21 protein-coding genes are annotated in these 23,813 nt (G+C 70.4%); 12 read left to right on the forward strand and 9 right to left on the reverse strand.

Annotation, left to right across the window (positions count from 1 at the left end):
- The first annotated feature begins 59 nt into the window (after positions 1–59).
- The 6 genes from ureA to cimA all read left to right on the forward strand — a co-directional run bounded on the left by ureA (position 60) and on the right by cimA (position 8,157).
- Positions 60–743 carry an urease subunit gamma gene (gene ureA, locus OC490_RS18430; protein WP_262059246.1) on the forward strand — a complete coding sequence of 228 codons (684 nt, stop codon included), beginning with the start codon at positions 60–62 and terminating at the stop codon, positions 741–743.
- Positions 740–2,410, forward strand: a complete 1,671-nt coding sequence (locus OC490_RS18435) for an urease subunit alpha (protein ID WP_262059054.1) — start codon at positions 740–742, stop codon at positions 2,408–2,410. The genes ureA and OC490_RS18435 overlap by 4 nt, the downstream gene beginning before the upstream one ends.
- 17 nt (positions 2,411–2,427) lie before the next feature.
- The gene (locus tag OC490_RS18440) at positions 2,428–3,444 is read left to right on the forward strand and encodes an agmatine/peptidylarginine deiminase (RefSeq protein ID WP_262059055.1); all 1,017 of its coding nucleotides are present in this window, start codon (positions 2,428–2,430) and stop codon (positions 3,442–3,444) included.
- A gap of 25 nt (positions 3,445–3,469) precedes the next feature.
- Positions 3,470–4,072 (forward strand): TetR/AcrR family transcriptional regulator, encoded by a 603-nt coding sequence (locus tag OC490_RS18445; protein WP_262059056.1) that lies wholly within the window; start codon positions 3,470–3,472, stop codon positions 4,070–4,072.
- A 120-nt stretch (positions 4,073–4,192) separates the two neighbouring features.
- A complete protein-coding gene (locus OC490_RS18450; protein ID WP_262059057.1) occupies positions 4,193–6,250 on the forward strand; it encodes a hypothetical protein in 2,058 nt (685 codons plus the stop codon).
- 302 nt (positions 6,251–6,552) lie between these two features.
- Positions 6,553–8,157, forward strand: coding sequence for a citramalate synthase (gene cimA / locus OC490_RS18455; protein ID WP_262059058.1), 1,605 nt, complete (start codon positions 6,553–6,555; stop codon positions 8,155–8,157).
- A 7-nt stretch (positions 8,158–8,164) separates the two neighbouring features.
- Here cimA and OC490_RS18460 read toward each other — a convergent pair whose 3' ends face one another.
- Genes OC490_RS18460 through OC490_RS18470 form a run of 3 tightly spaced genes read right to left on the reverse strand, consistent with a single transcriptional unit; the run spans position 8,165 to position 11,104 of the window.
- Positions 8,165–8,623, reverse strand: a complete 459-nt coding sequence (locus OC490_RS18460; RefSeq protein WP_262059059.1) for a hypothetical protein — start codon at positions 8,621–8,623, stop codon at positions 8,165–8,167.
- Between the two features lie 35 nt (positions 8,624–8,658).
- Complete coding sequence (locus tag OC490_RS18465; protein ID WP_262059060.1) at positions 8,659–9,189, reverse strand: hypothetical protein; 531 nt, start codon at positions 9,187–9,189, stop codon at positions 8,659–8,661.
- Between the two features lie 40 nt (positions 9,190–9,229).
- Positions 9,230–11,104 carry a ricin-type beta-trefoil lectin domain protein gene (locus tag OC490_RS18470; protein WP_262059061.1) on the reverse strand — a complete coding sequence of 625 codons (1,875 nt, stop codon included), beginning with the start codon at positions 11,102–11,104 and terminating at the stop codon, positions 9,230–9,232.
- A gap of 134 nt (positions 11,105–11,238) precedes the next feature.
- Here OC490_RS18470 and OC490_RS18475 point away from each other — a divergent pair, with 134 nt between their 5' ends.
- On the forward strand, positions 11,239–14,250 hold the full coding sequence (locus OC490_RS18475) for a glycoside hydrolase family 3 protein (RefSeq protein WP_262059062.1): 3,012 nt from the start codon (positions 11,239–11,241) through the stop codon (positions 14,248–14,250).
- A 106-nt stretch (positions 14,251–14,356) separates the two neighbouring features.
- Positions 14,357–15,703, forward strand: a complete 1,347-nt coding sequence (locus tag OC490_RS18480) for a hypothetical protein (protein ID WP_262059063.1) — start codon at positions 14,357–14,359, stop codon at positions 15,701–15,703.
- Here OC490_RS18480 and OC490_RS18485 read toward each other — a convergent pair.
- The gene (locus OC490_RS18485; RefSeq protein WP_262059064.1) at positions 15,700–16,128 is read right to left on the reverse strand and encodes a MarR family winged helix-turn-helix transcriptional regulator; all 429 of its coding nucleotides are present in this window, start codon (positions 16,126–16,128) and stop codon (positions 15,700–15,702) included. The two genes, OC490_RS18480 and OC490_RS18485, sit on opposite strands and share 4 nt — an antisense overlap.
- Positions 16,129–16,190: 62 nt before the next feature.
- Between OC490_RS18485 and OC490_RS18490 the strand changes: the two genes are divergently transcribed.
- Entirely contained in the window at positions 16,191–17,258 is a 1,068-nt protein-coding gene (locus OC490_RS18490) for an FUSC family protein (protein ID WP_262059065.1), read from the forward strand.
- On the opposite strand, the gene OC490_RS18495 is transcribed toward OC490_RS18490, so the two are convergent.
- Positions 17,222–17,884 carry a response regulator gene (locus OC490_RS18495; RefSeq protein ID WP_262059066.1) on the reverse strand — a complete coding sequence of 221 codons (663 nt, stop codon included), beginning with the start codon at positions 17,882–17,884 and terminating at the stop codon, positions 17,222–17,224. The genes OC490_RS18490 and OC490_RS18495 overlap by 37 nt on opposite strands.
- Complete coding sequence (locus OC490_RS18500) at positions 17,881–19,044, reverse strand: sensor histidine kinase (protein WP_262059247.1); 1,164 nt, start codon at positions 19,042–19,044, stop codon at positions 17,881–17,883. Before OC490_RS18500 ends, OC490_RS18495 begins: the two co-directional genes overlap by 4 nt.
- 182 nt (positions 19,045–19,226) lie before the next feature.
- Between OC490_RS18500 and OC490_RS18505 the strand changes: the two genes are divergently transcribed.
- The 3 genes from OC490_RS18505 to OC490_RS18515 are packed head-to-tail and all read left to right on the forward strand — an operon-like array spanning position 19,227 to position 22,443.
- Positions 19,227–20,168, forward strand: coding sequence for an ABC transporter ATP-binding protein (locus OC490_RS18505; protein ID WP_262059067.1), 942 nt, complete (start codon positions 19,227–19,229; stop codon positions 20,166–20,168).
- The gene (locus OC490_RS18510) at positions 20,165–21,697 is read left to right on the forward strand and encodes a DUF1349 domain-containing protein (RefSeq protein WP_262059068.1); all 1,533 of its coding nucleotides are present in this window, start codon (positions 20,165–20,167) and stop codon (positions 21,695–21,697) included. The genes OC490_RS18505 and OC490_RS18510 overlap by 4 nt, the downstream gene beginning before the upstream one ends.
- Positions 21,694–22,443 (forward strand): ABC transporter permease subunit, encoded by a 750-nt coding sequence (locus OC490_RS18515; RefSeq protein ID WP_262059069.1) that lies wholly within the window; start codon positions 21,694–21,696, stop codon positions 22,441–22,443. The genes OC490_RS18510 and OC490_RS18515 overlap by 4 nt, the downstream gene beginning before the upstream one ends.
- Here OC490_RS18515 and OC490_RS18520 read toward each other — a convergent pair.
- Genes OC490_RS18520 through OC490_RS18530 form a run of 3 tightly spaced genes read right to left on the reverse strand, consistent with a single transcriptional unit; the run spans position 22,424 to position 23,756 of the window.
- Positions 22,424–22,675: a DUF397 domain-containing protein gene (locus tag OC490_RS18520; protein WP_262059070.1), complete on the reverse strand. Its 252-nt coding sequence runs from the start codon at positions 22,673–22,675 to the stop codon at positions 22,424–22,426. The genes OC490_RS18515 and OC490_RS18520 overlap by 20 nt on opposite strands.
- Complete coding sequence (locus OC490_RS18525) at positions 22,672–22,938, reverse strand: DUF397 domain-containing protein (protein WP_262059071.1); 267 nt, start codon at positions 22,936–22,938, stop codon at positions 22,672–22,674. The genes OC490_RS18520 and OC490_RS18525 overlap by 4 nt, the downstream gene beginning before the upstream one ends.
- Positions 22,938–23,756, reverse strand: coding sequence for a helix-turn-helix domain-containing protein (locus tag OC490_RS18530; protein ID WP_262059072.1), 819 nt, complete (start codon positions 23,754–23,756; stop codon positions 22,938–22,940). The genes OC490_RS18525 and OC490_RS18530 overlap by 1 nt, the downstream gene beginning before the upstream one ends.
- Positions 23,757–23,813: the final 57 nt, after the last annotated feature.

A 23,813-nucleotide genomic window follows, 5' to 3' on the forward strand; every position in this document is an offset into this window, starting at 1 on the left:
GTTTCCTTTTTCCGTGACCCACGTTTAGAGTGCTGCTCTAAATGAAGGGACGGATCCTCATGCGGCTCACCCCCACCGAACGCGACCGCCTTCTGCTCTTCGGTGCCGCCGAGCTGGCCCGCGCCCGCAAGGCGCGCGGCCTTCGGCTCAATGTGCCGGAGGCCACCGCGCTGATCGCGGACACGGTGTGCGAGGCGGCCCGGGACGGGCGGCGGCTGGCCGAGGCCATCGAGCAGGCCCGGTCGGTCCTGGGGCCCGAGGACGTCCTGCCGGGCGTCGCGGACGTCGTCACCGAGGTCCACGTCGAGGCGGTCTTCGACGACGGCTCCCGGCTCGCGATCGTCTCCGACCCCATCGGCGGGGGAGCACTCGCGGACCGTGCCCCGGGCGCACTCCTCCCCGGACCCGTGCACGCCGAGCCCGAGGCGGTCGTCCGGCTCGCCGTCACCAACACGGCGACCGTCCCCGTCTCCGTGACCTCCCACTTCCACTTCTTCGAGGCCAACCCGCGCCTCGACTTCCCACGCGCCGAGGCCTACGGCATGCGGCTCGCCGTCCCCGCCGGATCGTCCGTCCGCTTCGGCCCGGGCGAGAGCGCAGAGGTCGGCCTGCTGCCGATCGGCGGCGAGCGGATCGCGATCGGTTTCGCCGGGCTCGTCGACGGACCGTTGGACGCGCCGGGCGTGAAGGAAGAAGCCCTGCGCCGGGCAACTGCCTGCGGCTACCTGGGAGTCGAGCAGTGAACCCGTACGAGTACGCCGCCACCCACGGCCCCCGCGCCGGTGACCGCGTCCGCCTCGGCGACTCGGGCCTGACCGTCCGCGTGGAGTCCGACTCGCAGCGCTACGGCGACGAGTTCCTCGCCGGCTTCGGCAAGACCGCCCGCGACGGACTGCACCTCAAGGCCGCCGCCGTGCGCGAGACCTGCGACGTGGTCGTCAGCAATGTCGTCGTGATCGACGCCGTGCAGGGTGTCCGGAAAGTCTCCATCGGGATCAGGGAAGGGCGCATCTGCTCCATCGGGCGGGCCGGCAACCCCGACACCCTGGACGGGGTCGATGTCGTCGTCGGCACCGGTACCTCCATCGTGTCCGGCGAGGGGCTCATCGCCACCGCCGGTGCCGTCGACACCCATGTGCACCTGCTGTCGCCGCGCATCATGGAGGCCTCCCTCGCCTCGGGGGTGACCACGATCATCGGGCAGGAGTTCGGCCCGGTGTGGGGCGTCGGCGTCAACTCGCCCTGGGCACTGCGCCACGCCTTCAACGCCTTCGACGCCTGGCCGGTCAACATCGGCTTCCTGGGCCGGGGTTCGTCGTCCGACGCGGCCCCGCTGGTGGAGGCGCTGGCCGAGGGCGGGGCCAGCGGCTTCAAGGTGCACGAGGACATGGGCGCCCACACCCGCGCGCTGGACACGGCGTTGCGGGTCGCCGAGGAGCACGATGTCCAAGTCGCCCTGCACAGCGACGGGTTGAACGAGTGCCTGTCCGTCGAGGACACCCTGCGTGTGCTGGAGGGCCGGACGATCCACGCCTTCCACATCGAGGGCTGCGGCGGCGGACACGTGCCGAATGTCCTGAAGATGGCGGGAGTTGTCAACGTCATCGGCTCCTCCACCAACCCCACCCTCCCCTTCGGCCGGGACGCGGTCGCCGAGCACTACGGCATGATCGTCTCCGTCCACGACCTGAAGACCGACCTGCCCGGCGACGCGGCGATGGCCCGCGACCGCATCCGCGCCGGGACGATGGGCGCCGAGGACGTGCTGCACGACCTGGGCGCGATCGGCATCACCTCGTCCGACGCGCAGGGCATGGGCCGGGCGGGGGAGACGGTCCGCCGTACGTTCGCGATGGCCGGGAAGATGAAGGCCGAACTCGGCGCCCCGGAAGACCACGACAACGAGCGCGTCCTGCGCTACATCGCCAAGCTGACCATCAACCCCGCTGTCGCGCACGGACTTTCGCACGAGGTCGGCTCCATCGAGGTCGGCAAGCTCGCCGACCTCGTGCTGTGGCGGCCCGAGTACTTCGGCGCGAAACCGCAGCTGGTGCTGAAGTCCGGGTTCCCGGCCTACGGCGTGGTCGGCGACCCCAACGCGGCGACCGACACCTGCGAACCCCTGGTCCTGGGACCGCAGTTCGGCGCGCACGGCAGCACGCCCGCGGACATCTCCGTGGCCTTCGTCGCACAGGCGGCCCTGGACCAGGGCAACGACGCGATGCCGACTCGGCGCCGTCGTGTGGCAGTTCGCGGCACCCGTGGCATCGGCCCCGCCGACCTGCGCCGCAACTCCCGTACCGGAGCGGTCGACGTCGACCAGCGCACCGGGCTGGTCACCCTGGACGGCGAACCGATCCGCTCCGAGCCCGCCGACTCGGTCTCCCTCAACCGCCTCTACTTCCTCTAGGCCCCCCGGAGTTCCTCATGACCTATCGCATGCCGCCCGAGTGGGCCCCGCACGAGCGGACCTGGATGGCCTGGCCCGGGCCCAACCCCACCTTCGCCACCGACGAGGAACTGGCGGATGCCCGCGCCGCCTGGGCGTCCGTGGCCCGTGCCGTGCGCCGCTTCGAACCGGTGACGATGGTGCACGGCCCGGGTCAGGGCGGGTCGGCGCGCGAGCTGCTCGGCCCGGACGTCGACCTGGTCGAGCGCGACCTCGACGACGCCTGGATGCGGGACATCGGCCCCACATTCGTCACCGACGGCTCTCAACTGGCCGCCGTGGACTGGACGTTCAACGGCTGGGGCGCCCAGGACTGGGCCCGCTGGGAGCACGACTCCAAGATCGCCCGCCATGTGGCCGACCTGGCCGGAGTCCCGGCGTTCAGCAGCACCCTCGTCAACGAGGGCGGCGCGATCCACGTCGACGGCGAGGGCACGGTCCTGCTCACCGAGACGGTCCAGCTCGGCGCCGGCCGCAACCCCGGCCGGACGCGCGAGCAGGTCGAGGCGGAGATCCACGCCAGGCTCGGCACCACCAAGGCCGTCTGGCTCCCGCACGGCCTCACCAGCGACTACGGCGTCTACGGCACCCAGGGCCACGTCGACATCGTCGCGGCCTTCGCGCGGCCCGGCACCGTACTGGTCCACAGCCAGCGCGACCCGGCCCACCCGGACCACGCCCGCTCCCAGGAGTACCTCGCCCTCCTCCGCGCCGAGACCGACGCGAAGGGCCGCCCGCTGGAGGTCGTGGAGGTCCCGGCGCCGACCGTGCTCAAGGACGAGGACGGCGACTGGGTCGACTACTCCTACATCAACCACTACCTCTGCAACGGCGGGGTCGTGCTCTGCGCCTTCGACGACCCGCACGACGAGATCGCGGCCGGGATCTTCCGGCGCCTCTTCCCCGAGCGGACGGTCGTGCTGGTGGACGCCCGTACGATCTTCGCGGGCGGTGGCGGCATCCACTGCATCACTCAGCAGCAGCCGAAGATCTGAGGATCCGGAGCGAGGGAGACGGGCGATGGCCGGTGCACGGAAGAACGCGCCGCCGCGCGAGGAAGTCCTCGCCGCAGCCATGGGCATGATCGCCGAACGCGGTCTGGAGAAACTCACCATGGCGGCGCTCGGCCACGAGGTCGGCATGAGCAGCGGCCATCTCCTCTACTACTTCCATTCCAAGGACGAACTGCTCCTCCAGACCCTGGAGTGGAGCGAGGGCAGGCTCGGCGCGGAGCGCGGACGCCTGCTGACCCGCACGGCGGCGACGGCCCGTGAACGCCTCGACGCGTATATCGACCTGTACGTCCCCGAGGGCCACCGCGACCCGCACTGGACGCTCTGGCTGGAGGTCTGGAACCGCTCGCAGAACGCCGACGAGGAGGCCCGCGACCGGCAGGCCGCCATCGAGGGCGTCTGGCACCGCGACCTCGTCGCCCTGATCGCGGAGGGTGTCTCGCGCGGCGAGTTCCGCCCCGTCGACCCCGACCGCTTCGCCGCCCGCCTCCGCGCCCTCCTCGACGGCTTCTCCATCCACGTGGCGATCGGCCTGCGCGGCACGGACCGGGCACAAGTTCTCGGCCACGTAAGGGAGTTCATCGCCGAGAGGCTTCTCGCGGACTCCTGAGGGCGCGTCCGGGTTGTACGCAGACGAGCGCATTGACCCGAGGTGCCCGGTGCGCTTGCATCCCTGTGAGTCCCCGGTGCGGGACCGGGGGAAGACGAGGTTTCGGGGGAAACCATGTTGATGTCCAGACGCACCTCCAGCATGTCCTTGGGGGCCGCGCTGCTCCTGGCGCTGGGTGCCGCCGCCGTGCCGGCCGCCGCGGCACCGCACCGGCCGCCCCGGGTGGAACGGGTCAGTACCGCCGCCGACGGCAGCCAGGCCGACGGGTCGTCCGGCGACGTCGCGATCAGTGCCGACGGCCGGTATGCCGCGTTCACGTCGACGGCGCCGAGCTTCGGCTGCGCGCAGTACTTCACCTGCCTGCGGGTGAAGGACCTGGCCACCGGCGGGGTGACCGCGATCGACCTCGGCAGCGGCTACACGTACGGCTCGCCGGAGATGAGTGCGGACGGGAGCCGCATCGGGTACTCCGCGGGGGTCCGCTTCACCGCCCCGTACCTGTACGACCGCGCCACCGGCGGCTCGGAGAAGCTGTGGCCCGAAAGCCCGCCCGGCTTCAACGAGTTGGGCCGCGTGGAGTCGATCAGCCCGGACGGCACGCACGTCGCGTACACCATCGGCAACCGCAACGGCCCGCAGGCCACCCGGCTCCTGTACGTCCGCGACACGGCCACCGGCACCGACGAGCTGATCTCGCCGGCCGAGGAGGGCGACAAGGCCGGAGCCTCGGTGAGCGGCGACGGCGAACGGGTCGCTTACGGCGTCCGCAGCGACTCCGAGACGGATCCGGCCGACGTCTTCGTCAAGGACCGGAGGACGGGCGAGCGGACCCAGGTCGACACGGGCCTCGGCGCCGCCTCCCTGGTCCGCATCACCGCGGACGGCCGGCGCGTCCTCCTCGACGCCGAGAGCGGCCTGTACGTCCACGACCTGCGCACCGGTGAGACCCGGCGGGTGGCCGAGGGGCGTCCCCTGTCGGCCACGGCGGACGGCCGGTACGCCGTCGTCGCGGGTGCGGACGGCACGCGGGCGCGCGACCTGCGGACCGGGCGGAAAGGGGCCGCCCTCCCGGCGGACGCCCAGGTCGGACCGGACGCGCTGACCGCCGGCGGGCGTGCGGTGGCGTTCGGTTCGGCGGCGTCCTACCTGGTGCCGGGCGACACCAACGGAGAGTCGGACGCCTTCGTCTTCTCGGGCGGGCTCGGCACGCACCCGGACCCGATGCCGTACGTCACCGAACGGATCAGTCTGGCGCGGGACGGACAACAGCTCACCGGGGCGTCCCACGACCCGGCGGCGGCGGACGGCCGAGTCGTCTCGTTCACGTCGGACGGCGGTGTGTTCGTCAACGCGTCCGGCGGCATCTCCCAGGTCAGCGACGGCACCCAGAAACCGTCGTCCGACGGCACGGCCTGCACCGGCGGACGCATGGTCGGCTATGTGGCGCCGCACGCCACCGACGGCGCCCCGGAGGTCTTCGTCCGCAACCGCTCCGTCGGCAAACTGACCGGCCTCACCTCCTACCAGGGCGTCCGCTTCGCCTGGATGGGACAGCCCGAGGTGGACGCCAGCTGTCAGTGGATCACCTACACCGCCACCCTGCCCGCCTCCGACACCGACCCGCGACCCCAACCCCGGGTCTACCGCTTCAAGTTCAACGGCGGCACCACCGACGTCGTCAGCGCCCCCACGGGTGAGCCGGCGGGCCACCCGTCCATCGGTTACGACGGCCGGTACATCGCCTTCGAGCAGGGCGGCGCCGTCTACGTCCGTGACCTGGACACCGGCATCCTGGAGAAGGCCGGCGACAGCGCGTCGGCGCCCTCCCTCGGCGCGGACGGCCGCGAGGTCGCCTTCCAGCACGGCCGGGACGTCTACGTCCGCAACCTCGACACCAGGACCACGACCCGGGTCGGCAGGGGCACGCAGCCCTCGCTCTCCGGGAACGGCACACGGGTCGCGTACACCGCCGGCCGTTCCGTATATCTGCTCGAACTCGCCACCGGCGAACGGCAGTTGATCAGCGTGGACCGCTGGGGCGGCCGCAACGACCTCCCGGCCCTGCACCCCTCCGTGAACGCCGACGGCACGGCCGTCGCGTTCGAGTCGGCGTCACCCGATCTGGTGGCGGGGGACACCAACGGGGTGTCGGACGTCTTCCTGCGGACGGTGCAGTGATCGACCGCATCCTGAGACACCCATGAGCGGAGCACGGGGGCTGTGCCAGACTGCCTCCGTGTTCTCGTTCGCCACGATTATTGGCAGCAGGCGCGCCGGTCCGCAGTGACCGCCTCGTACGACCAGGTACGGGCGGCCACCGTCGTCACTCGACCCGCGCGCAGACCTCTCGCACCCGCGAGGGGTTTTTCGCTTTTCTGGCCCATCTTCAGCCGGGAACGCAGTGCGAGGGATCATTGAGGGACGGTGGAGCCGGTCATTCCGGTACAGACCGAGATTCAGATCCTCAGGAGCCAGACACCATGACGGAAACCAGCGCACTCGACGATGCGTTCCACGTCTTCGACACGACCCTGCGTGACGGCGCGCAGCGGGAGGGCATCAACCTCACCGTCGCGGACAAGCTGGCCATCGCCCGGCACCTGGACGACTTCGGCGTTGGCTTCATCGAGGGCGGCTGGCCGGGCGCCAACCCGAGGGACACCGAGTTCTTCGCCCGCGCCCAGCAGGAGATCGACTTCAAGCACGCGCAGCTCGTCGCGTTCGGCGCCACCCGTCGCGCCGGCGCCAAGGCCGCCGAGGACCCGCAGGTCAAGGCGCTCCTGGACTCCGGCGCCGATGTCATCACCCTGGTCGCCAAGTCCCACGACCGGCACGTCGAGCTGGCCCTGCGCACCACCCTCGACGAGAACCTGGAGATGGTCCGCGACACCGTCTCCCACCTGGTCGCCCAGGGCCGCCGCGTCTTCGTCGACTGCGAGCACTTCTTCGACGGCTACCGCGCCAACCCCGAGTACGCCAAGGCCGTCGTCCGTACGGCGTCCGAGGCCGGCGCGTCCGTCGTGATCCTCTGCGACACCAACGGCGGAATGCTCCCGGCGCAGGTCCAGGCGATCGTCGCCACCGTCCTCGCCGACACCGGCGCCCGGCTCGGCATCCACACCCAGGACGACACCGGCTGCGCGGTCGCCAACACCCTCGCCGCCGTCGACGCGGGCGCGACCCACGTCCAGTGCACGGCCAACGGCTACGGCGAGCGCGTCGGCAACGCCAACCTCTTCCCCGTCGTCGCGGCCCTGGAGCTGAAGTACGGCAAGAAGGTCCTCCCCGACGGCAAGCTCCGCGAGATGACCCGCATCTCGCACGCCATCGCCGAGGTAGTGAATCTGACCCCCTCCACGCACCAGCCGTACGTCGGTGTCTCCGCCTTCGCGCACAAGGCCGGCCTGCACGCCTCCGCGATCAAGGTCGACCCGGACCTGTACCAGCACATCGACCCCGAGCAGGTCGGCAACACCATGCGGATGCTGGTCTCCGACATGGCGGGCCGCGCCTCGATCGAGCTCAAGGGCAAGGAACTCGGCGTCGACATCAGCGGCGACCGCGAGCTGGTCGGCCGGGTCGTGGACCGCGTCAAGGAGCGCGAGCTCAAGGGCTACACCTACGAGGCGGCCGACGCGTCCTTCGAACTCCTGCTGCGCGCCGAGGCGGAGGGCAAGGCCCGCTCCTACTTCGAGGTCGAGTCCTGGCGCGCGATCGTCGAGGACCGCCCCGACGGCAGCCACGCCAACGAGGCCACGGTCAAGCTGTACGCCAAGGGCGAGCGCATCGTCGCCACGGCGGAGGGCAACGGCCCGGTCAACGCCCTGGACCGCGCCCTCCGTGTCGCCCTGGAGAAGATCTACCCCCAGCTCGCGAAGCTCGACCTCGTCGACTACAAGGTCCGCATCCTGGAAGGCGTCCACGGCACGTCCTCCACGACCCGCGTCCTGATCTCCACGTCGGACGGCGCGGGGGAGTGGTCGACGGTGGGCGTAGCGGAGAACGTGATCGCCGCGTCCTGGCAGGCGTTGGAGGACGCGTACACCTACGGCCTCCTCCGCGCGGGCGTCGAGCCCGCCAAGTAGGCCGCCCTCAGCAGGAGTTCTCGGCGAGTTTCTCGAACTCGCCGAGGCTCATGGCCTTGTCGTCGGCCCAGACCTGGCCGGGCTTGAGGGTGGACAGGTTCTTGGCGGTGAAGGTGACGGTGCCGGTGTACTCGTAGTTGGGCACGGCCTTGCCGAAGGCGAGTTCGTACGAGTAGCCCGGCATCACCCGCTGCGGGCCCACGGGCGTGGCGCGCCAGGCGGTCGGCGGTGAGAATAGGGGGAACCGCGCGTCGGCCCCGCTCCGGTCGACCGTCGTGTCCCAGCCCGAGAGGTTCTGTTCGGGGTCGCCGTGGGTGCCGAAGAGCGACAGCCCCGTGATCATGTCGTTGCCGCACGGCCGCAGCACCGCCGTGAAGCTCCCGCGCGCGTCCCGCTCCACGGCGACCAGCGGCAGTATCTCCGCCCCGCACCCACTGAGCAGCAGACCCCCCGCCACCACACCCACAACCGCCGCCGCGCCCCGTCGACCCCGCCCCCGGGTCAGCACGCGTCGTCCACGAGGTCGTCGAAGTCGTCCCGGCTCATCGCGCGGTAGTCGGCCCAGACCTGGCCGGGGCGCAGCGACGTGAGGTCCTTCGCGGTGAAGGAGAGGACGCCGGTGTACTTGACGCCGGGGCCGTCGATCACCTTGAACTCCAGGTAATAGGTGCGGTCGGGCGCCAGCGTCTGTGGCCCGACCGCCTCGGTTCGCCACGAGCGGGGCGGCTCGAAGAGCGGGAACGTCGTCGTGCCGAAGCGCTCCCCGGGGGGCCCTACGAGGGGTGTCCCCCAGCCGGTGTCCGAGTCCGGGTCCTCCGGTGTCTCGCTCGCCCCGTCCGCCATTTCTTTCTCGGTCCAACTGTTGAGGTCGATGCTCGCCGCGCGGTCGTGACCGCACGGCTTCACCAGCGCGACCGGCCGGCCGGCCGAGTCCAGCCAGGCCGCGGCCAGTGACAGCTGCGCCGGACTGCACGCGCTCAGCAACCCCACCCCGGCCGCCACACCCACGCCCGCCACTACGACACGTCTCATGTCCCGCCCCCCGTCGAGGGCGGGACACGACCCGCCCTGCCTACTGCAGATGCCACTTCTGGTTGGCAGCCCCCGTGCACGTCCAGATTTGCGCCCTCGCCCCGTTCGTCGACGAATTGCCCGTCACATCAAGGCACTTGTTGGCCGCCGTATTCACCACATCACCGGTCGTGGAGTTGTACGACCACTGTTGCGCGGCGGTTCCATTGCAGTCGTACAACTGCACCTTCGCCCCGTCCGCGGTCGAAGCCGACGTCACGTCAAGGCACTTGCCGAGCGAGCGCACCGTCCCGTCGGTCCCCACGGTCCACTGCTGCGCGGTCGAGCCGTTGCAGTCGTAGAGCTGGACGGCCGTGCCGTTGGTGGTCGAACCCCCGGCCACGTCGAGGCACTTGCTCGCGAGGCCGACGAACGCGCCGGTCCGGCTGTCGCCGCCGGACTGCGTGCCCGTCCAGGTGAAGGTCGCGGACGTCTTGCCGGGGAGGGAGTAAGTCGCGTGCTGGCCGCCCCAGTTGATGGTGACGGTCTTCGCGGTGGACGCGTCGTTGTACGCGATCAGCGCCTTCGAACCGTCCGGGTTGCGCCACGCCACGTTCGGCACGTTCGTGGAGGCCGTCGAAGCGATCCGCTGGGCGCCCGGCCGTACGAACTTCGTCAGCTGGCCCATCGTGTAGTACTCGACCGTGTAGTCGACGGTCCCGCTCGCGCCGTCCCCGTTGTGCACGGTGATCAGGCCCGTGCAGGTGCCGCAACCCCCGTTGTGCGGGCCCATGTTCTGGTCCACGGCCAGGGACCACTTGGTCACCGACTTCGCCCAGTTGCGGGTGTAGTCGATGATGTTGTTCATGTCCTCGCGCTGCTGGTTGGCGATCCAGGTGCCGCCGGAGTGCTCGGTGCCGAAGGCGTCGAGGGTGGGGTACTGGTTGTGGACGGTGGTCTGCTTGGTGACGCCGCTGATGTCGCTGTAGCCGTGCCAGGCGATCCCGCCGAAGTTGGGGTTGGAGCGGACGGCCGCGTCGTCCACGGTCGAGGCCGCGTAGGAGTCGTAGACGTCCCAGTTCCAGTCGTGCGCCAGCACCTTGGTCGTCAGGCCGGACGCGTTGAGCTTGGGCAGCAGTTCGCTCTTCGTGAAGTAGGCCAGCCCGGACGCGTTCCAGCTCATCGACGGGTACCCGGAACAGCAGGTCGGCTCGTTCTGGACGGTCACGTACGAGACCGGAACGCCCTGGTCCTTGTACGCCTGGAGGTACTTGACGAAGTAGTTGGCGTACGCCCCGTAGTCCTCGGACTTCAGCCAGCCGCCGTTGAGCGAGCCGCTGTCCTTCATCCAGGCGGGTGCCGTCCATGGCGAGGCCATGACAGTCAGAGAGGGGTTCAACGAGAGCGCCTGCTTGGTCAGCGGCACCACGTCCGCCAGGTCGTGCGCGATCGAGAAGGAGGTGAGGTTCGGGTCGGTCTGGCCGGCCGCCACGTCGTCGTACGAGTACCCGTACCGCGCCAGGTCCGAGGCGCCCATCGGGTTGCGCAGGAACGACAGCCCGATGCCGTCCGTCGGCGAGAACAGCTTGGTCATGGTCGCGTTGCGGGTCGCCGTCGACAGCGCGCCGCTGCTGTTCATCAGCCAGGCCGCGGTGTCCGTGAAGGACGCACCGCCGCCGGTGAAGGTCTGGTAGCGGGTGTTCTCGTCGACGGTGATGTTCTCGCCGCTGCCGCCCGTCCCGGACGAGAAGGCGAACGGAGTCTGGGCCTGGAGGCCGCGGGTGACATGGCGTCCGGCGGCGTCGTCGGTGGTGGTGAGCCAGGCCGTGACCTGTTCGCCGGCCGCGTGCGCGGGTGGTACGGCCGCGGTGAAGCCGGCCACGGAGAGCAGTCCGGCGAGCAGCAGCCGGGCCGTGCGGGGGGTTCTCCTGGACATGGATGCGTTAGCCCTTCCTGACGAGACGTCTTGACGGGTCTGCGGGCCGTTAGTTAACTCACGGCGTGATCTAAGTCATGAGTGAACTGTGCGAACCCAGAGTGAACCAGAGCTCCAGAGCCGAGGGAAGGTCCATGCCAAGAACCGCCCTGCTCGTTTCCACCGCCCTGTGCGCCGCGCTGCTGACACCGGCCGCCGTCTCCCGGGCGGCAGCCGCCGCCGACCCAGCCCCCACCCCCGTCGACCGCTTCGAGGGCGAGGTGCCCTTCGCGAGCCAGCCCGCCGAGGGCATCTTCACCTGGGGCGGTGACACCGACGACCCGCCGCAACTGGCCCTGACCGCGAGACCGGACGCCCCCGAGGGCGAACACGTACTCTCCGGCACCTACGACATCAGCGGCTACGGCGGCTTCACCCACGACTTCGCCGCGACCGAGCCCGCCCACGACTGGTCCGCCCATCAGGGCATCCGTTTCTGGTGGGACGGCCAGAACACGGGCAAGTCGACCAACTTCGAGATCAAGGACGGCGGCGTCAACGGCGAGGCCTCCGAGCTGTGGACGACGTCCTTCACGGACGACTTCACCGGCTGGAAGCAGATCGAGATCCCGTTCACGAACTTCGTCTACCGCACGGACTACCAGCCCGTCGGCGGCATCGACCACGTCCTCGGCCTCGACCGGATGTGGGGCTACGCGGTCACCCTCCCGGTCGGCATCCACAGCCAATTCGCCATGGACGACGTCGAGTTGTACGGCAAGGCGGATCAATCGCTGCGCGCCTCCGTCGTCACCGACTCCGCCGTCCACCCGGTGAAGGAGGGCGGTACGGCCACGGTCGGGGTCACCGTCGCCACCACCGGCGCGGTGCCGCTCGACGACCCGGTGACCGTCGCCTACTCGTCCGAGGGCGGCACCGCGGAGGCCGGCAAGGACTACACCCCGGTCTCCGGCACGCTCACCTTCCCGGCGGGCACCGCCTCCGGCACCACGCAGACCGTCAAGGTCCGCACCCTCAAGGACAAGTCCGCCGAGAACGCCGAGACGATCCCGCTGAAGCTCACGGTCACCGGCGCCAAGGCCCCGACCGAGACGCCCCAGGTCGTCATCGACGCGCACGGACTGCCGTACCTGGACAGCAAGTTGCCGATCAAGAAGCGCGTCGCCGACCTGGTGAAGCGCATGTCGCTGGAGGAGAAGGCCGGGCAGATGACCCAGGCCGAACGCGGCGGCATCGGGACCGGCGGCGACATCGCCACCTACGACCTCGGCTCACTGCTCTCCGGAGGCGGCTCGACCCCGACGCCCAACACGGCAGCCGCCTGGGCGAAGATGATCGACTCGTTCCAACTCCGGGCGCAGGCAACGCGGTTCCAGATCCCGCTGATCTACGGCGTCGACGCGGTGCACGGCCACAACAACCTGGCCGGCGCCACGATCATGCCGCACAACATCGGCATCGGCGCGACCCGCGACCCCCAACTCGCGGAGAAAACCGGGTCGGTGACGGCCAGTGAGGTCCGCGCGACCGGTGTCCCGTGGGACTTCGCGCCCTGCCTCTGTGTCACCCGTGACGAACGCTGGGGCCGCTCCTACGAGTCCTTCGGTGAGGACCCGGCGCTCGTGCAGTCGATGGAGACGATGATCCAGGGTCTCCAAGGCGCCGCGAACGGCAAGCAGTTGAAGGACGACGACAAGGTCCTGGCCACCGCCAAGCACTTCGTCGGCGACGGCGGTACGGCCTACGGCTCCTCCACCACCGGCACCTACACCATCGACCAGGGCGTCACCACCGTCACCCGGCAGCAGCTGGAGGCCATCCACCTCGCGCCGTACCAGACGGCCGTCGACCGGGGCATCGGCACGGTCATGCCGTCCTACTCCTCGCTCGACATCGTCGGCGACGGCCTCGGCCCGGTGAAGATGCACGCCCGCGCCGACATGATCAACGGCGTCCTCAAGAACCGGATGGGCTTCGACGGCTTCGTCATCAGCGACTGGAACGCCATCGACCAACTCCCCGGCGACTACGCGTCCCACGTCAGCACCTCGGTCAACGCGGGCGTCGACATGATGATGGTCCCGTACAGCTACAAGGACTTCACCTCGACCCTGATCGCCCAGGTGAAGGCCGGTGCCGTCACCGAGAAGCGGATCGACGACGCCGTATCGCGCGTCCTCACCCAGAAGTTCAAGCTCGGCCTCTTCGAGAAGCCGTACGCCGACACGAGCAACGCGGCGCAGATCGGCTCGACTTCGCACCGGGCCGTGGCACGGCAGGCGGCGGCGGAGTCGCAGGTGCTGCTGAAGAACGCGGGCGGCGTGCTCCCGTTGAAGAAGTCGCAGAAGGTCTACGTCGCCGGTTCCAACGCCGACGACCTCGGCAACCAGACCGGCGGCTGGACCATCACCTGGCAGGGCTCGTCCGGCACCAACACCACCGGCACGACCATCCTCCAGGGCATGAAGAACGCCGGCGGTGACGTCACCTACTCCAAGGACGCCTCCGCCCCGACCAGTGGCTACGACGTCGGTGTGGTCGTCGTGGGCGAGACCCCGTACGCCGAGGGCATCGGCGATGTCGGCAACGGCAACGACCTGACGTTGACCCCCGCCGACCAGGCAGCCGTGGACAAGGTGTGCGCGGCGATGAAGTGCGCGGTGCTGATCGTCTCCGGGCGCCCGCAGCTGATCGGCGACCGACTCCCCAAGATCGACGCCCTGGTGGCCTCCTGGCTGCCGGGCACCGAGGGCGACGGCGTGGCCGACGTCCTCTACGGCAAGCGCTCCTTCACCGGTCAACTCCCGGTCACCTGGCCGAAGTCGGAGGCCCAGCTGCCGATCAACGTCGGCGACACGACGTACGATCCGCAGTTCCCGTACGGCTGGGGTCTGACGACCGTGTCGAAGACGCCGACGGGTGGCGCGTCCACCCTGAAGGCGCTGGAGGCCGCCGCGGCGAAGGCCCGGTCGGCGGAGACGGGCAAGGCGCTCGTCACCCGGGCGCGGCTGATCGTCCAGCAGAAGGTGGGCCAGAACATCACCGCGGCGGTGTCGAAGCCGTTCGCCGACGCGGACCATCTGCTGCTCACCGGGAAGTACGCGGCGGCCGTGAAGAAGCTGGAGGAGGCGTACCGGGCGGCGTGAGCGCGCTGCTCGAAGGGGGCGGGGGCTGTCGGTCGGCTGCGGCACTGTCGTGGCTGGTCGCGCAGTTCCCCGCGCCCCCGTGGGGCGCGTCCGCTAGCGTCGGATTATGAAGGTCGTCGCTTGGAGCCGAAGCCTCCCGGGGCTGCTCGTGGCCCTGCTGCTCACCGCGCTGACCATGGCGTCCCCGGCCGCCGCGGACACCGGCGTCTCGACGATCGGCCGGGCCCTGCGCGAGGGCCCGGTCTACGTCGACCCGGCGGCTTCCGGACTGTCGTCCGCCGACGCGCTCGCGCAGCGGATCAAGAAGGCCGACAAGCCGGTCTTCGTGGTGGTCCTCCCGGCCGGCTACCCGACGGCGAACCTCTTCACGAACCTGCGCACCGCCACCGGCATCACCGGCCTCTACGCGATCCGCCTCGGCGACCGTTTCGACGCCCGCGCGGACTCCAGGGTCCTGTCGAACGCGGCCGTGAAGAACCTGGTCAGCAGCGTGCAGGGCGAGGATGCCAAGACCCAGCTCGACGACTTCACCGACCGCGCGCTCGCCAACATGGGCGGCTCGGCACCCGCGTCCTGGGGCGGCTCCTCGGACGGCGGCGGGGGAGTCTCCGGTACGGCGCTGATCGTCGCGGGCGGGGTCCTGGTGGCCGGTGGCGCGGGGGCGTACACCCTCGTACGCCGTTCCCGCCGCCGCAGGCTGGAGGAGCAGCGGGCCGCGCTGGACAAGCTGCGGGTGGTGGTCGACGAGGACATCACCGCGTTCGGCGAGGAACTGGACCGCCTCGACTTCCACCCGGCGGAACCGCACGCGGACGACGCGATGCGCGCCGACTACGAGCGTGCCCTCGACGCCTACGAGCAGGCGAAGTCGTACATGGCGGCGGCGGTGAAACCCGAGGACGTCCGGGCCGTCACCCAGGCCCTGGAGGACGGCCGCTTCTCGCTCGCACAGCTCGCCGCCCGCCGCGAGGGCCGCCCGCTGCCCGAGCGCCGCGCCCCCTGCTTCTTCGACCCGCGCCACGGCCCGTCGGTCGCCGACGCCACCTGGACCCCGGCCGGGGGCGCACCCCGCGAGGTCCCGGTCTGCGCGGCCGACCAGGCCCGGCTCGCGGACGGCCGGGACCCGATGATCCGCGAGGTCGACACGGACTACGGCCGCCGCCCGTACTGGGACGCGGGCCCGGCCTACGGCCCCTGGGCGGGCGGCTACTTCGGCGGCGGTCTCCTCCCCGGCCTGCTCGTCGGCACCCTGCTGGGCAGCATGATGTCCACCCCGTCCTACGCCTCCGACTACGGCACCGGTTACGGCGACTTCGGCAGCGGCGGCTACGACGGCGGCGACGTGTCCGGCGCGAACTTCGACTCCGACGACTTCAGCGGCGGCTTCGGGGGAGGGGACTTCGGAGGGGGCGGCGACGGGGGTGGCGGAGGGGACTTCGGCGGGGGTTTCTAGGCCTCCAGGTCCGCCAGCCGTTCCATAATCGCCCCCGCCAACTCCAGCACCCCCCGCTCCGTGGCGTTGAGCGAGGCCAACGCCCCCGCCAGCCACACATCCCGCTCGGCCATGTCCCGGTCCAGCGCCCGCCGCCCCGCCGTCGTCAGTGTGAGCACGGACTGACGCCGGTCCACGGTGCCCGGCTCGCGCGCGATCAGTCCCTCCGCCTCCAGTTCGGCGAAGGTCCGGGTGAGGGACTGGGCCCGCTGCCGCTCGGCCGTCGCGATCTCGCCGGGTGTCGCCGACCGATGCCGGTGCAGATGCCCGAGCACGATCAACTGGTTCGGACTGAGCCCGCTCTCATTGCCGCGCTCCTGTCGCAACCGCCGGTTCAGCCGTACGACACCACGGCGGATCCGGGCGGCTTCGGAGAGATGATCCATGCCGGATATCGTACGCACTTACTTACTATTCAGCTCGCCCAATGCCCGGTACTGTGGTGATAGTGACCGCCAAACTGATACGCAACGCGTACGAAGCGGCTCTGACGATGACCGCCATGCTGCTCTGCTGGGGCGTCGCCCTCTGGCTGGAGGGTGCCGCGGGACTGCACACCGACGTGCTGGTCCTCGCGGTAGCCCTGACCCTCACCCTGGCCCGCACCCAGCGCACCGCAGACACCCGTCGCCGGCTCACCGCGCTCGTCCTGCTGCCCGTCACGGCCGGCGCCTCGATCTTCGTGGGCCGGCTGCTCGCCTCCCACTACGTGCTCGGCGCCGCCGTCTACACGGCGGGCATGGCGCTCGCCATCTGGATCCGCCGCTTCGGCCCCACCGCCACGAAGGTCGGCACGCTGCTGGCCCTCCCGCTGGTGGCCCTCCTCGTCGTACCGGGTCCGGCGCTGCCGCCCAAGGCGCAGAGCGGGCTGGTCACTTGGGGCTGGTCCGCGCTGGTAGGGGCGCTGGTGTGCGGTGCGGTGTGGCTGGTGCAGGGGCTGGGCGACCGGTTCGGGCCGCAGGGCTGGCGTGCGGAATCCGATCCCGGACAACCGGCGCGCCGCTCCCGTCTCCATCCCCGTCCCAGTACCCGGATGGCCCTCCAGATGGCGGCCGGTATCGCCGCCGCCTTCGCCGTGGGGCGGCTGTTCTTCGACGATCACTGGCCGTGGGTGGTTCTCACCGCGTACGTCGCCGCGAGCGGCAACCGGGGCCGAACGGACGTACTGCGCAAGGGAATCGAGCGGCTGGCCGGAGCCGCGGTCGGCACCCTGCTGGCGGCGGGTGTCGCGTCGATCGGTGTCACCGGCGACACGTCGGTGGCGCTGATGTTCGCCGTCCTCGCGGTGGCGTTGTGGCTGCGTCCACTCAACTACGCCTACTGGGCCGCCGGGATGACCTGCGCCCTGTCCCTCCTCCTCGGCTACTTCGGCCAGGACGCGCTGCACCTGCTGCCCACCCGGCTCGAAGGGATCGCGGTCGGCGCGGTGTTGTCGGTGGTGTCGGCGTGGTGGCTGCTGCCGGTGCCGCGCGCCCGCCGTCAGCCCGTTCTCGGTACGACGAGCCCCGTCTCGTAGGCCATTACGACGGCCTGTGTACGGTCGCGCAGCCCCAGTTTGGACAGGATGCGGCTGACGTGGGTCTTCACGGTCTCCTCGCCGACGTGCAGGCGGACGGCGAGTTCCGGGTTGGACAGGCCCTCCGCGAGCAGTCGCAGGACGTCGGTCTCGCGAGGGGTGAGGGCGTCAAGTGCGGTGAGTACAGGGGCGGTTCGGGGGCGCTGGCGCGCGAACTCGGAGATGAGCCGGCGGGTGATCGCGGGTGCGAGCAGGGCCTCGCCGGCCGCCACGACCCGTACCGCGTCGAAGAGCCGCTCCGCCGTCACGTCCTTGAGCAGGAAGCCGCTCGCTCCCGCGGTCAGCGCGTCGTAGACGTGTTCGTCGAGGTCGAAGGTGGTCAGGACGAGCACGCGTGGCGCGTCCGGGCCCTGGAGCCTTGCCGTTGCCTCGATGCCGTCCATGACCGGCATGCGTACGTCCATCAGGACCACGTCGGGAAGCTGTTCGCGGCAGACGCGTACCGCCTCGGCGCCGTCGTGGGCCGTGCCGACGACGGTGAAGTCGGCCTGGGTGGCGAGGAGTCCGGCGTAGCCGGCCCGGACGAGTTCGTGGTCGTCGGCGACGACGATACGGATCGCCGTCATGCCGGTCCCTCCTCGTCCGGGTCGACGGGCAGGCGGGCCTCGACCAGGAATCCACCGCCGGGGGCGGGGCCGGTGCGCAGGGTGCCGCCCACGGTGGCGGCCCGCTCGCGCATGCCGAGCAGCCCGTGGCCGGAGTTGTGGGCGGCGGGCTGCCCGGGCCCGTTGTCGCGGACGCGCACCGCCAAGTCGGCTTCCCCGTAACGGAGTTCCACGTCCACGGCGGCACCGGGCGCGTGCCGGCGGGCGTTGGTCAGGGCCTCCTGCACGATGCGGTACGCGGTGACCTCGATGCCGGGGTCGAGCGTGGTGACGGGTCCGCTGACGATGAGGCGGGTGCGGGAACCGGCCGCGTCCCGTGACTCGTCGACGAGTTCCATGAGTTGGCGCAGACCGGGCTGGGGCCGTCGTTGGACCCCGGTGTGCGCGTCCTCCCGCAGTACGCCGAGCAGCCGCCGCATCTCGGTGAGCGCGGTGCGCGCGGTGTCGCCGATGGCGAGGAGGCGGGTGGCGCCCTCGGCCGGGAGTCCCGGGGTGGTGAGCCGGGCGGTCTCCGCCTGGACGGCGATCATCGAGATGTGGTGCGCGACGACATCGTGCAACTCCCGTGCGATGCGGGCGCGTTCACCCCGGGCGGCGTGTTCGAGGAGGGTGTCCGCGAAGGCCTGCTCGGTGACGCTGTGGGCGAGTGCGGTGCTGCGCACATGGTGGGCGATGCCGGTGGCCGCGGCGGCGGAGGCGAGGGTCGCCACGAGGACGGCGACGATCCGGGTGGGTTCCTCGTGCCCGGCGAGCGCGATCACGACGTACGGCAGGACGAACAGCCCGCCGAGCGCGGTGGCTCCGGCCCGTCCCAGTACGTACACGCAGACGAGCTGGGCCACGACCCCGCCGACGGTGAGCATGCCGAAGGGCATGAGGGACAGCACGCAGGCCGCGCTGATCGCGACGGCGGCACCACTCCGGGTGAGCCGTCCGGTCCCGGTCCCGAGGACGAAGGGGAGGGGGACGGTGGTGGCGAGCGCGAGCAGCAGCAGGGCGGCGAAGCCGCCGGCCAAGTCGGCGCTGCGCAGAAGGACTTCGGAGACCGCGAGAACGGCCAGGCCGACGGGGACGACGAGAACCGCGCGACGCGAGGCGGGGCCGAAGCCCGCACGCCCCATGGCGGCCAGCCGGTTTCGGCCCGGGCCCCGAACCGTCACCTGCCCAGGTCCCTCCGCACCCGACGACCCCTCCACACCCACCCCGTCATTGTGCCGACCCCCGTCCCGCCCGGCGTCCCCCTCGTGAGGGACCTCCCCGGCGTGACGACACCGTGTGGGGCGCGCCCCTAGCCTCCCTCACCATGAGCGACGCAAGCATCGAAGTCCGCGACTTACGGAAGCGGTTCGGCCGGACCCTCGCGGTCGACGGCCTCTCCTTCACGGTCGAGCCCGGCACGGTGACCGGGTTCGTCGGCCCCAACGGCGCCGGCAAGTCCACCACCATGCGCTCCCTCCTCGGCCTGGACACCCCCGACGAGGGCCGGGCCCTGATCGGCGGACGCCCCTACCACGCCCTGCGCACCCCGCTGTTGGAGGTCGGCGCGCTCCTGGACGCCGCCGCCCTGCACCCCGCCCGCCGGGGCCGAGACCACCTCCGCTGGCTGGCCCACTCGCACGGGCTGCCGATGCGCCGCGTGGACGAGGTCCTCGAACAGGTCGGCATGGAGCAGGCGGCCCGGAGGCGGGCGGGGGGCTACTCCCTCGGTATGCGCCAACGGCTCGGCATAGCAGCCGCGTTGCTCGGCGACCCGCCGGTCCTGCTCCTCGACGAACCCGTCAACGGCCTGGACCCCGAGGGCATCCAGTGGATCCGCACCCTGCTCCGCCACCTTGCCACGGAGGGCCGGGCGATCCTGGTCTCCAGCCATCTGATGAGCGAACTCGAAGACACCGCCGACCACTTGGTGGTCATCGGCCGGGGCCGCCTGATCGCCGACACGGCCGTGGCCGACCTCCTTGCGGCGGCCTCCGGCGACCGGGTGCGACTGCGCACGAGCAGTCGTACGGAAGCGATGGAACTGCTCGCCCGGGAGGGCGGCACGGTGGCCGTCGTCGACCGTGATCTCCTCACCGTCACCGGCCTGCCCGCCGAGCGGATCGTGGAGCTGCTCTCCGCGTCTCGCGTCCCCTTCGCCGAAGTGGGCGCGCATCGGGCCTCGTTGGAGGAGGCGTACATGGAACTCACCCGGGACGCGGTCGAGTTCACGTCGACGCCCGCCGAGCCTGACGAGGTGACCCGATGACGACGCCGACGAGGACGCCCGCGCCGTACCGCTCGGCGCTGCACCCTGCACGGGCCGGCTTCGGCCACCTGTTGCGTGCGGAGTGGACGAAGTTCTGGACGGTCAGGGCCTGGCTGCTGGTGCTGGCGATCGCCGCCGTTGTGACGGTCGTGGTCTGCCAGTTGGGCGCGAGCGGTTCCAGTGTCGGCGGCGGTCCCATGATCTCCGTCGGCCCGGGCGGCGAGGTCGTCAACGACGCCTTCCGCTTCACCCACCGTCCGCTGACCGGCGACGGCACCGTGACGGCTCGCGTCACCGGGCTGAAGAGCGCGGACGGCAGGGACCTTGAGCCCTGGGCCAAGGCCGGGATCATCGTCAAGTCGAGCCTGAAGCAGGGTTCGCCGTACGCGGCGGTGATGGCGACCCCGGCGCACGGCGTCCGCATGCAGTGGAACTTCACCCACGACACGGCGGGCCCGAGCAGCGACCTGGCGAAGGCCCCCCAGTGGCTCCGCCTGAAAAGGCTGGGGGAGAAACTAACCGGCTATGCGTCGGTAGACGGTCAGAATTGGACCCGGCTTGGGGAGGTACGGGTTGGGGGGCTGGGGGAGACGGTCCAGGTGGGCCTGTTCCTCACGGCCCCGGCTCACCAGGTCGTCCACCGCTCCTTCGGCGGCACGAGCGAGGTGCAGGGCGGCGGCGAGGCCACCGGCACCTTCGATCACCTCACCCTCCAGGGCACCTCGACCGCCACCCGCTGGACGGCCACGGACATCGGCGTCCCCGCCGACGGTCCTGGCCCGAACAGCCGACCGGGCACGACGACGGTGTCCGCGACCGGCACGTACACACTCACCGGCCACGGAGACATCGCCCCCGAGGAGAACAGCCCCGACATGGTCCAGATGAGCTTCCAGGGAGTCTTCGTCGGCCTCCTCTTCATGGTCGCCCTGGGCACGCTCTTCGTGACGACCGAATACAAACGGGGCCTGATCCGTACGACGTTCACGGCGACCCCGTCCCGACTGAAGGTGCTGGCCGCGAAGACAACAGTCATCGCGGCGATCACCTTCACAACAGGCCTGCTGGCAACGGCAGTCGGCTTCGCCTGGGCCCAGAAGACCCTGCGTTCCAACGGCTTCAAGCCCCCCGAGTTCCCCGACCTGTCCCTCCTGGAGAACCCGTCCCTGCGGGCGGTGGTGGGCAGCGCGGTACTGCTGTCACTGGTGGCGGTCCTGGCCCTGTCCTTGGGAGTGGTGCTGCGCAACAGCGCCGGCGCGATAGCGACGGTCGTGGTCCTGGTGATCCTCCCGCAGATCCTCTCCTTCGCCTTCCCGCTCCCAGCCGCCCAGTGGCTGCTGCGGGCGACCCCGGCGGCGGCCTTCGCGATCCAGCAGGGCATGACGTACTACCCCCAGGTCGAGCACAACTGCCTCCCGGAGAGCGGCTGTTATCCCCTCTCCCCGTACAACGGCCTGGCGGTCCTGGCGGCCTACACGCTGGCGGCACTCCTGCTGGCGGCCTGGACGGTAAGGAGGCGGGACGCGTGAGGTGGCCGGGTTCTCTTCACGCCGAGTGGACCAAACTCCGTACCCTGCCCAGCACTTGGTGGCTCCTGACCGCAACGGTCGCCCTCACGGCGGCGGTCGGCGCGGCGGCGGCCTCGTCGGTCACGACCAGGATCTGCCCGGCCCCGTGCGACGCGGACACGACCAAACTGGCCCTCTCGGGCGTCCAGTTGAGCCAGGCCATGTGCCTGGTCCTGGGCGCGCTGTCGATAGGCGCGGAGTACAGCACGGGCACGATCCGTACGACGCTCACCGCGATGCCGGGCAGATGGCGGGTACTGACATCGAAGGCGGCGACCCTGTCGCTACTCACGGCGCTGGCGGGAGCCCTGGGGATCCTGTCCTCCCTGGGCCTGGCCCGCCTGATCCTCCCGACCCCGCCGGACGGTGCCCTGCTCCGACCGGTGACGGGCTCGATCCTGATCCTCGTCCTGGTGACGCTCCTGGGCCTGTCTCTGGCGACCCTGCTCCGCGACACGGCAGGAGCGATCACGTTGGGGCTAGGCGTCCTCTACGTCGTCCCGATCCTGTCCCACCTGGTCAACTCCCCGACCTGGCAACACCGTTTGCAACGCTGGGCCCCGATGCCGGCGGGCCTGTCCATCCAGGCGACGAAGAACCTGTCTGCACTGGCGATCGCTCCATGGCCGGGCCTGGCCGTCCTGGCGGCGTACGCGGTGGGCTTGTTGGGGGTCGGGGGAGTGTGGTTCAGGCTGCGGGATGCGTGACGGTGCCGAGGAATGTGGCCCAGGTGTCGGGGGTGACGGTGAGGATGGGCCCGGCGGCGACCTTGGAGTCCCGGACGTGCACGGCGGAAGGGTGCGCGGCGACCTCGATGCAGTTCCCGCCCTCGTTGCTGCTGTAGCTGGATTTGTGCCAGGTGTAAGCGACTTCGAGGCAGTTGCCGCCTTCGCTGCCGCTGTAGCTGGACTTGAACCACTGCAGTGCTGCGCTGTTCATTGCATGACCGTGTCGAGGAAGGTGACCCAAGTGGCAGGAGCGACGGTGAGGATGGGCCCGGCGGCGACCTTGGAGTCCCGGACGTGCACGGCGGAAGGGTGCGCGGCGACCTCGATGCAGTCCCCGCCTTCGCTGCTGCTGTAGCTGGACTTCCGCCAGGTGTAGGCGACTTCAAGGCAGTCGCCGCCTTCATTGCTGCTGTAGCTGGACTTGAACCACGCCAGGTCGTCCAGGAGGAGGGGCTGCCGTGCTGCGGTGTTCATTACTCTCCTAGCAGTCTGTCCAGGAGGCACGCACTCTCGTGCGGAGAGAGGGCCTGTGACCGCAGCATTCCATACTTCAGCTGATAGACGCTGACCTCATCCGGATCGTCGATCAGGAAGCTCGCGCGCTGCACCTCCAGGTAGACCACGTGCTCATGGGCAGGAGTCTCCAATAGCAGCATGGGTCCCGCTAATCCCGCGTGCGGAACCTGCCCCATGGGCATGATCTGGATCCCCATGTGAACCAGATCGCAGTCCGCACGCAACTTGCGGATCTGCTCCCTCATGACGTTCGGCCCGCCGAGTGCCGTCCGCAGGATCGACTCCTCCAGGATGAAGTGACCGAACGGCGGCTGCTTGCGCTGCCAGATCTTCTGCCGTTCCATGCGAGAGGACACCCACTGCTCTGCTGTCTCGTCCTCGAATCGCGGGAAGCGGCTCTCGAAGGAGGCTCGGCAGTAGTCCTCTGTCTGGAGCAGACCAGGAATCATCTGCGTCTGATACGAGAGGATGCTGACGGCCACCTGCTCGATGTCGACGAGGCCCTGCGCGAACGCGGGCATTCGCTCCCGCACCGGCAACTTGTCCACCAACGCGAACAACGCCCCACCCGTACCGAGCAGTTCATCGAACTCCACCGCCCGATAGTCCTGCAGAGCAAGCCGCCCCTGCTCGATCGACCGGATCGTATCCACGTGCAGATTCGCGATCTCGGCGAACCGCTCCTGCGTGTACCCCGCCTTCCTCCGGAAGTGGGCGACCAGCCCACCCACCGCTTCCCAAGTGCCGACCTTCTTAGGCCTCTTCGCCGATTGCATGCGTGTCCCTTTCCCCCGCGCACACCCGAAGGCGTCGTAGTGGGGTCGTAGCAAAAA

Source organism: Streptomyces sp. STR69 (assembly GCF_024519455.1).
Taxonomy (GTDB): Bacteria; Actinomycetota; Actinomycetes; order Streptomycetales; family Streptomycetaceae; genus Streptomyces.

Excerpts from the sequence above, each read along its gene's own strand:
- ureA (WP_262059246.1), top strand. The coding sequence starts at position 60 with ATGCGGCTCACCCCCACCGAACGCGACCGCCTTCTGCTCTTCGGTGCC.
- OC490_RS18440 (WP_262059055.1), top strand. The coding sequence starts at position 2,428 with ATGACCTATCGCATGCCGCCCGAGTGGGCCCCGCACGAGCGGACCTGG.
- OC490_RS18445 (WP_262059056.1), top strand. The coding sequence starts at position 3,470 with ATGGCCGGTGCACGGAAGAACGCGCCGCCGCGCGAGGAAGTCCTCGCC.
- OC490_RS18450 (WP_262059057.1), top strand. The coding sequence starts at position 4,193 with ATGTCCAGACGCACCTCCAGCATGTCCTTGGGGGCCGCGCTGCTCCTG.
- cimA (WP_262059058.1), top strand. The coding sequence starts at position 6,553 with ATGACGGAAACCAGCGCACTCGACGATGCGTTCCACGTCTTCGACACG.
- OC490_RS18465 (WP_262059060.1), bottom strand. The coding sequence starts at position 9,189 with ATGAGACGTGTCGTAGTGGCGGGCGTGGGTGTGGCGGCCGGGGTGGGG.
- OC490_RS18470 (WP_262059061.1), bottom strand. The coding sequence starts at position 11,104 with ATGTCCAGGAGAACCCCCCGCACGGCCCGGCTGCTGCTCGCCGGACTG.
- OC490_RS18475 (WP_262059062.1), top strand. The coding sequence starts at position 11,239 with ATGCCAAGAACCGCCCTGCTCGTTTCCACCGCCCTGTGCGCCGCGCTG.
- OC490_RS18480 (WP_262059063.1), top strand. The coding sequence starts at position 14,357 with ATGAAGGTCGTCGCTTGGAGCCGAAGCCTCCCGGGGCTGCTCGTGGCC.
- OC490_RS18485 (WP_262059064.1), bottom strand. The coding sequence starts at position 16,128 with ATGGATCATCTCTCCGAAGCCGCCCGGATCCGCCGTGGTGTCGTACGG.
- OC490_RS18495 (WP_262059066.1), bottom strand. The coding sequence starts at position 17,884 with ATGACGGCGATCCGTATCGTCGTCGCCGACGACCACGAACTCGTCCGG.
- OC490_RS18500 (WP_262059247.1), bottom strand. The coding sequence starts at position 19,044 with ATGGGGCGTGCGGGCTTCGGCCCCGCCTCGCGTCGCGCGGTTCTCGTC.
- OC490_RS18505 (WP_262059067.1), top strand. The coding sequence starts at position 19,227 with ATGAGCGACGCAAGCATCGAAGTCCGCGACTTACGGAAGCGGTTCGGC.
- OC490_RS18510 (WP_262059068.1), top strand. The coding sequence starts at position 20,165 with ATGACGACGCCGACGAGGACGCCCGCGCCGTACCGCTCGGCGCTGCAC.
- OC490_RS18520 (WP_262059070.1), bottom strand. The coding sequence starts at position 22,675 with ATGAACAGCGCAGCACTGCAGTGGTTCAAGTCCAGCTACAGCGGCAGC.
- OC490_RS18525 (WP_262059071.1), bottom strand. The coding sequence starts at position 22,938 with ATGAACACCGCAGCACGGCAGCCCCTCCTCCTGGACGACCTGGCGTGG.
- OC490_RS18530 (WP_262059072.1), bottom strand. The coding sequence starts at position 23,756 with ATGCAATCGGCGAAGAGGCCTAAGAAGGTCGGCACTTGGGAAGCGGTG.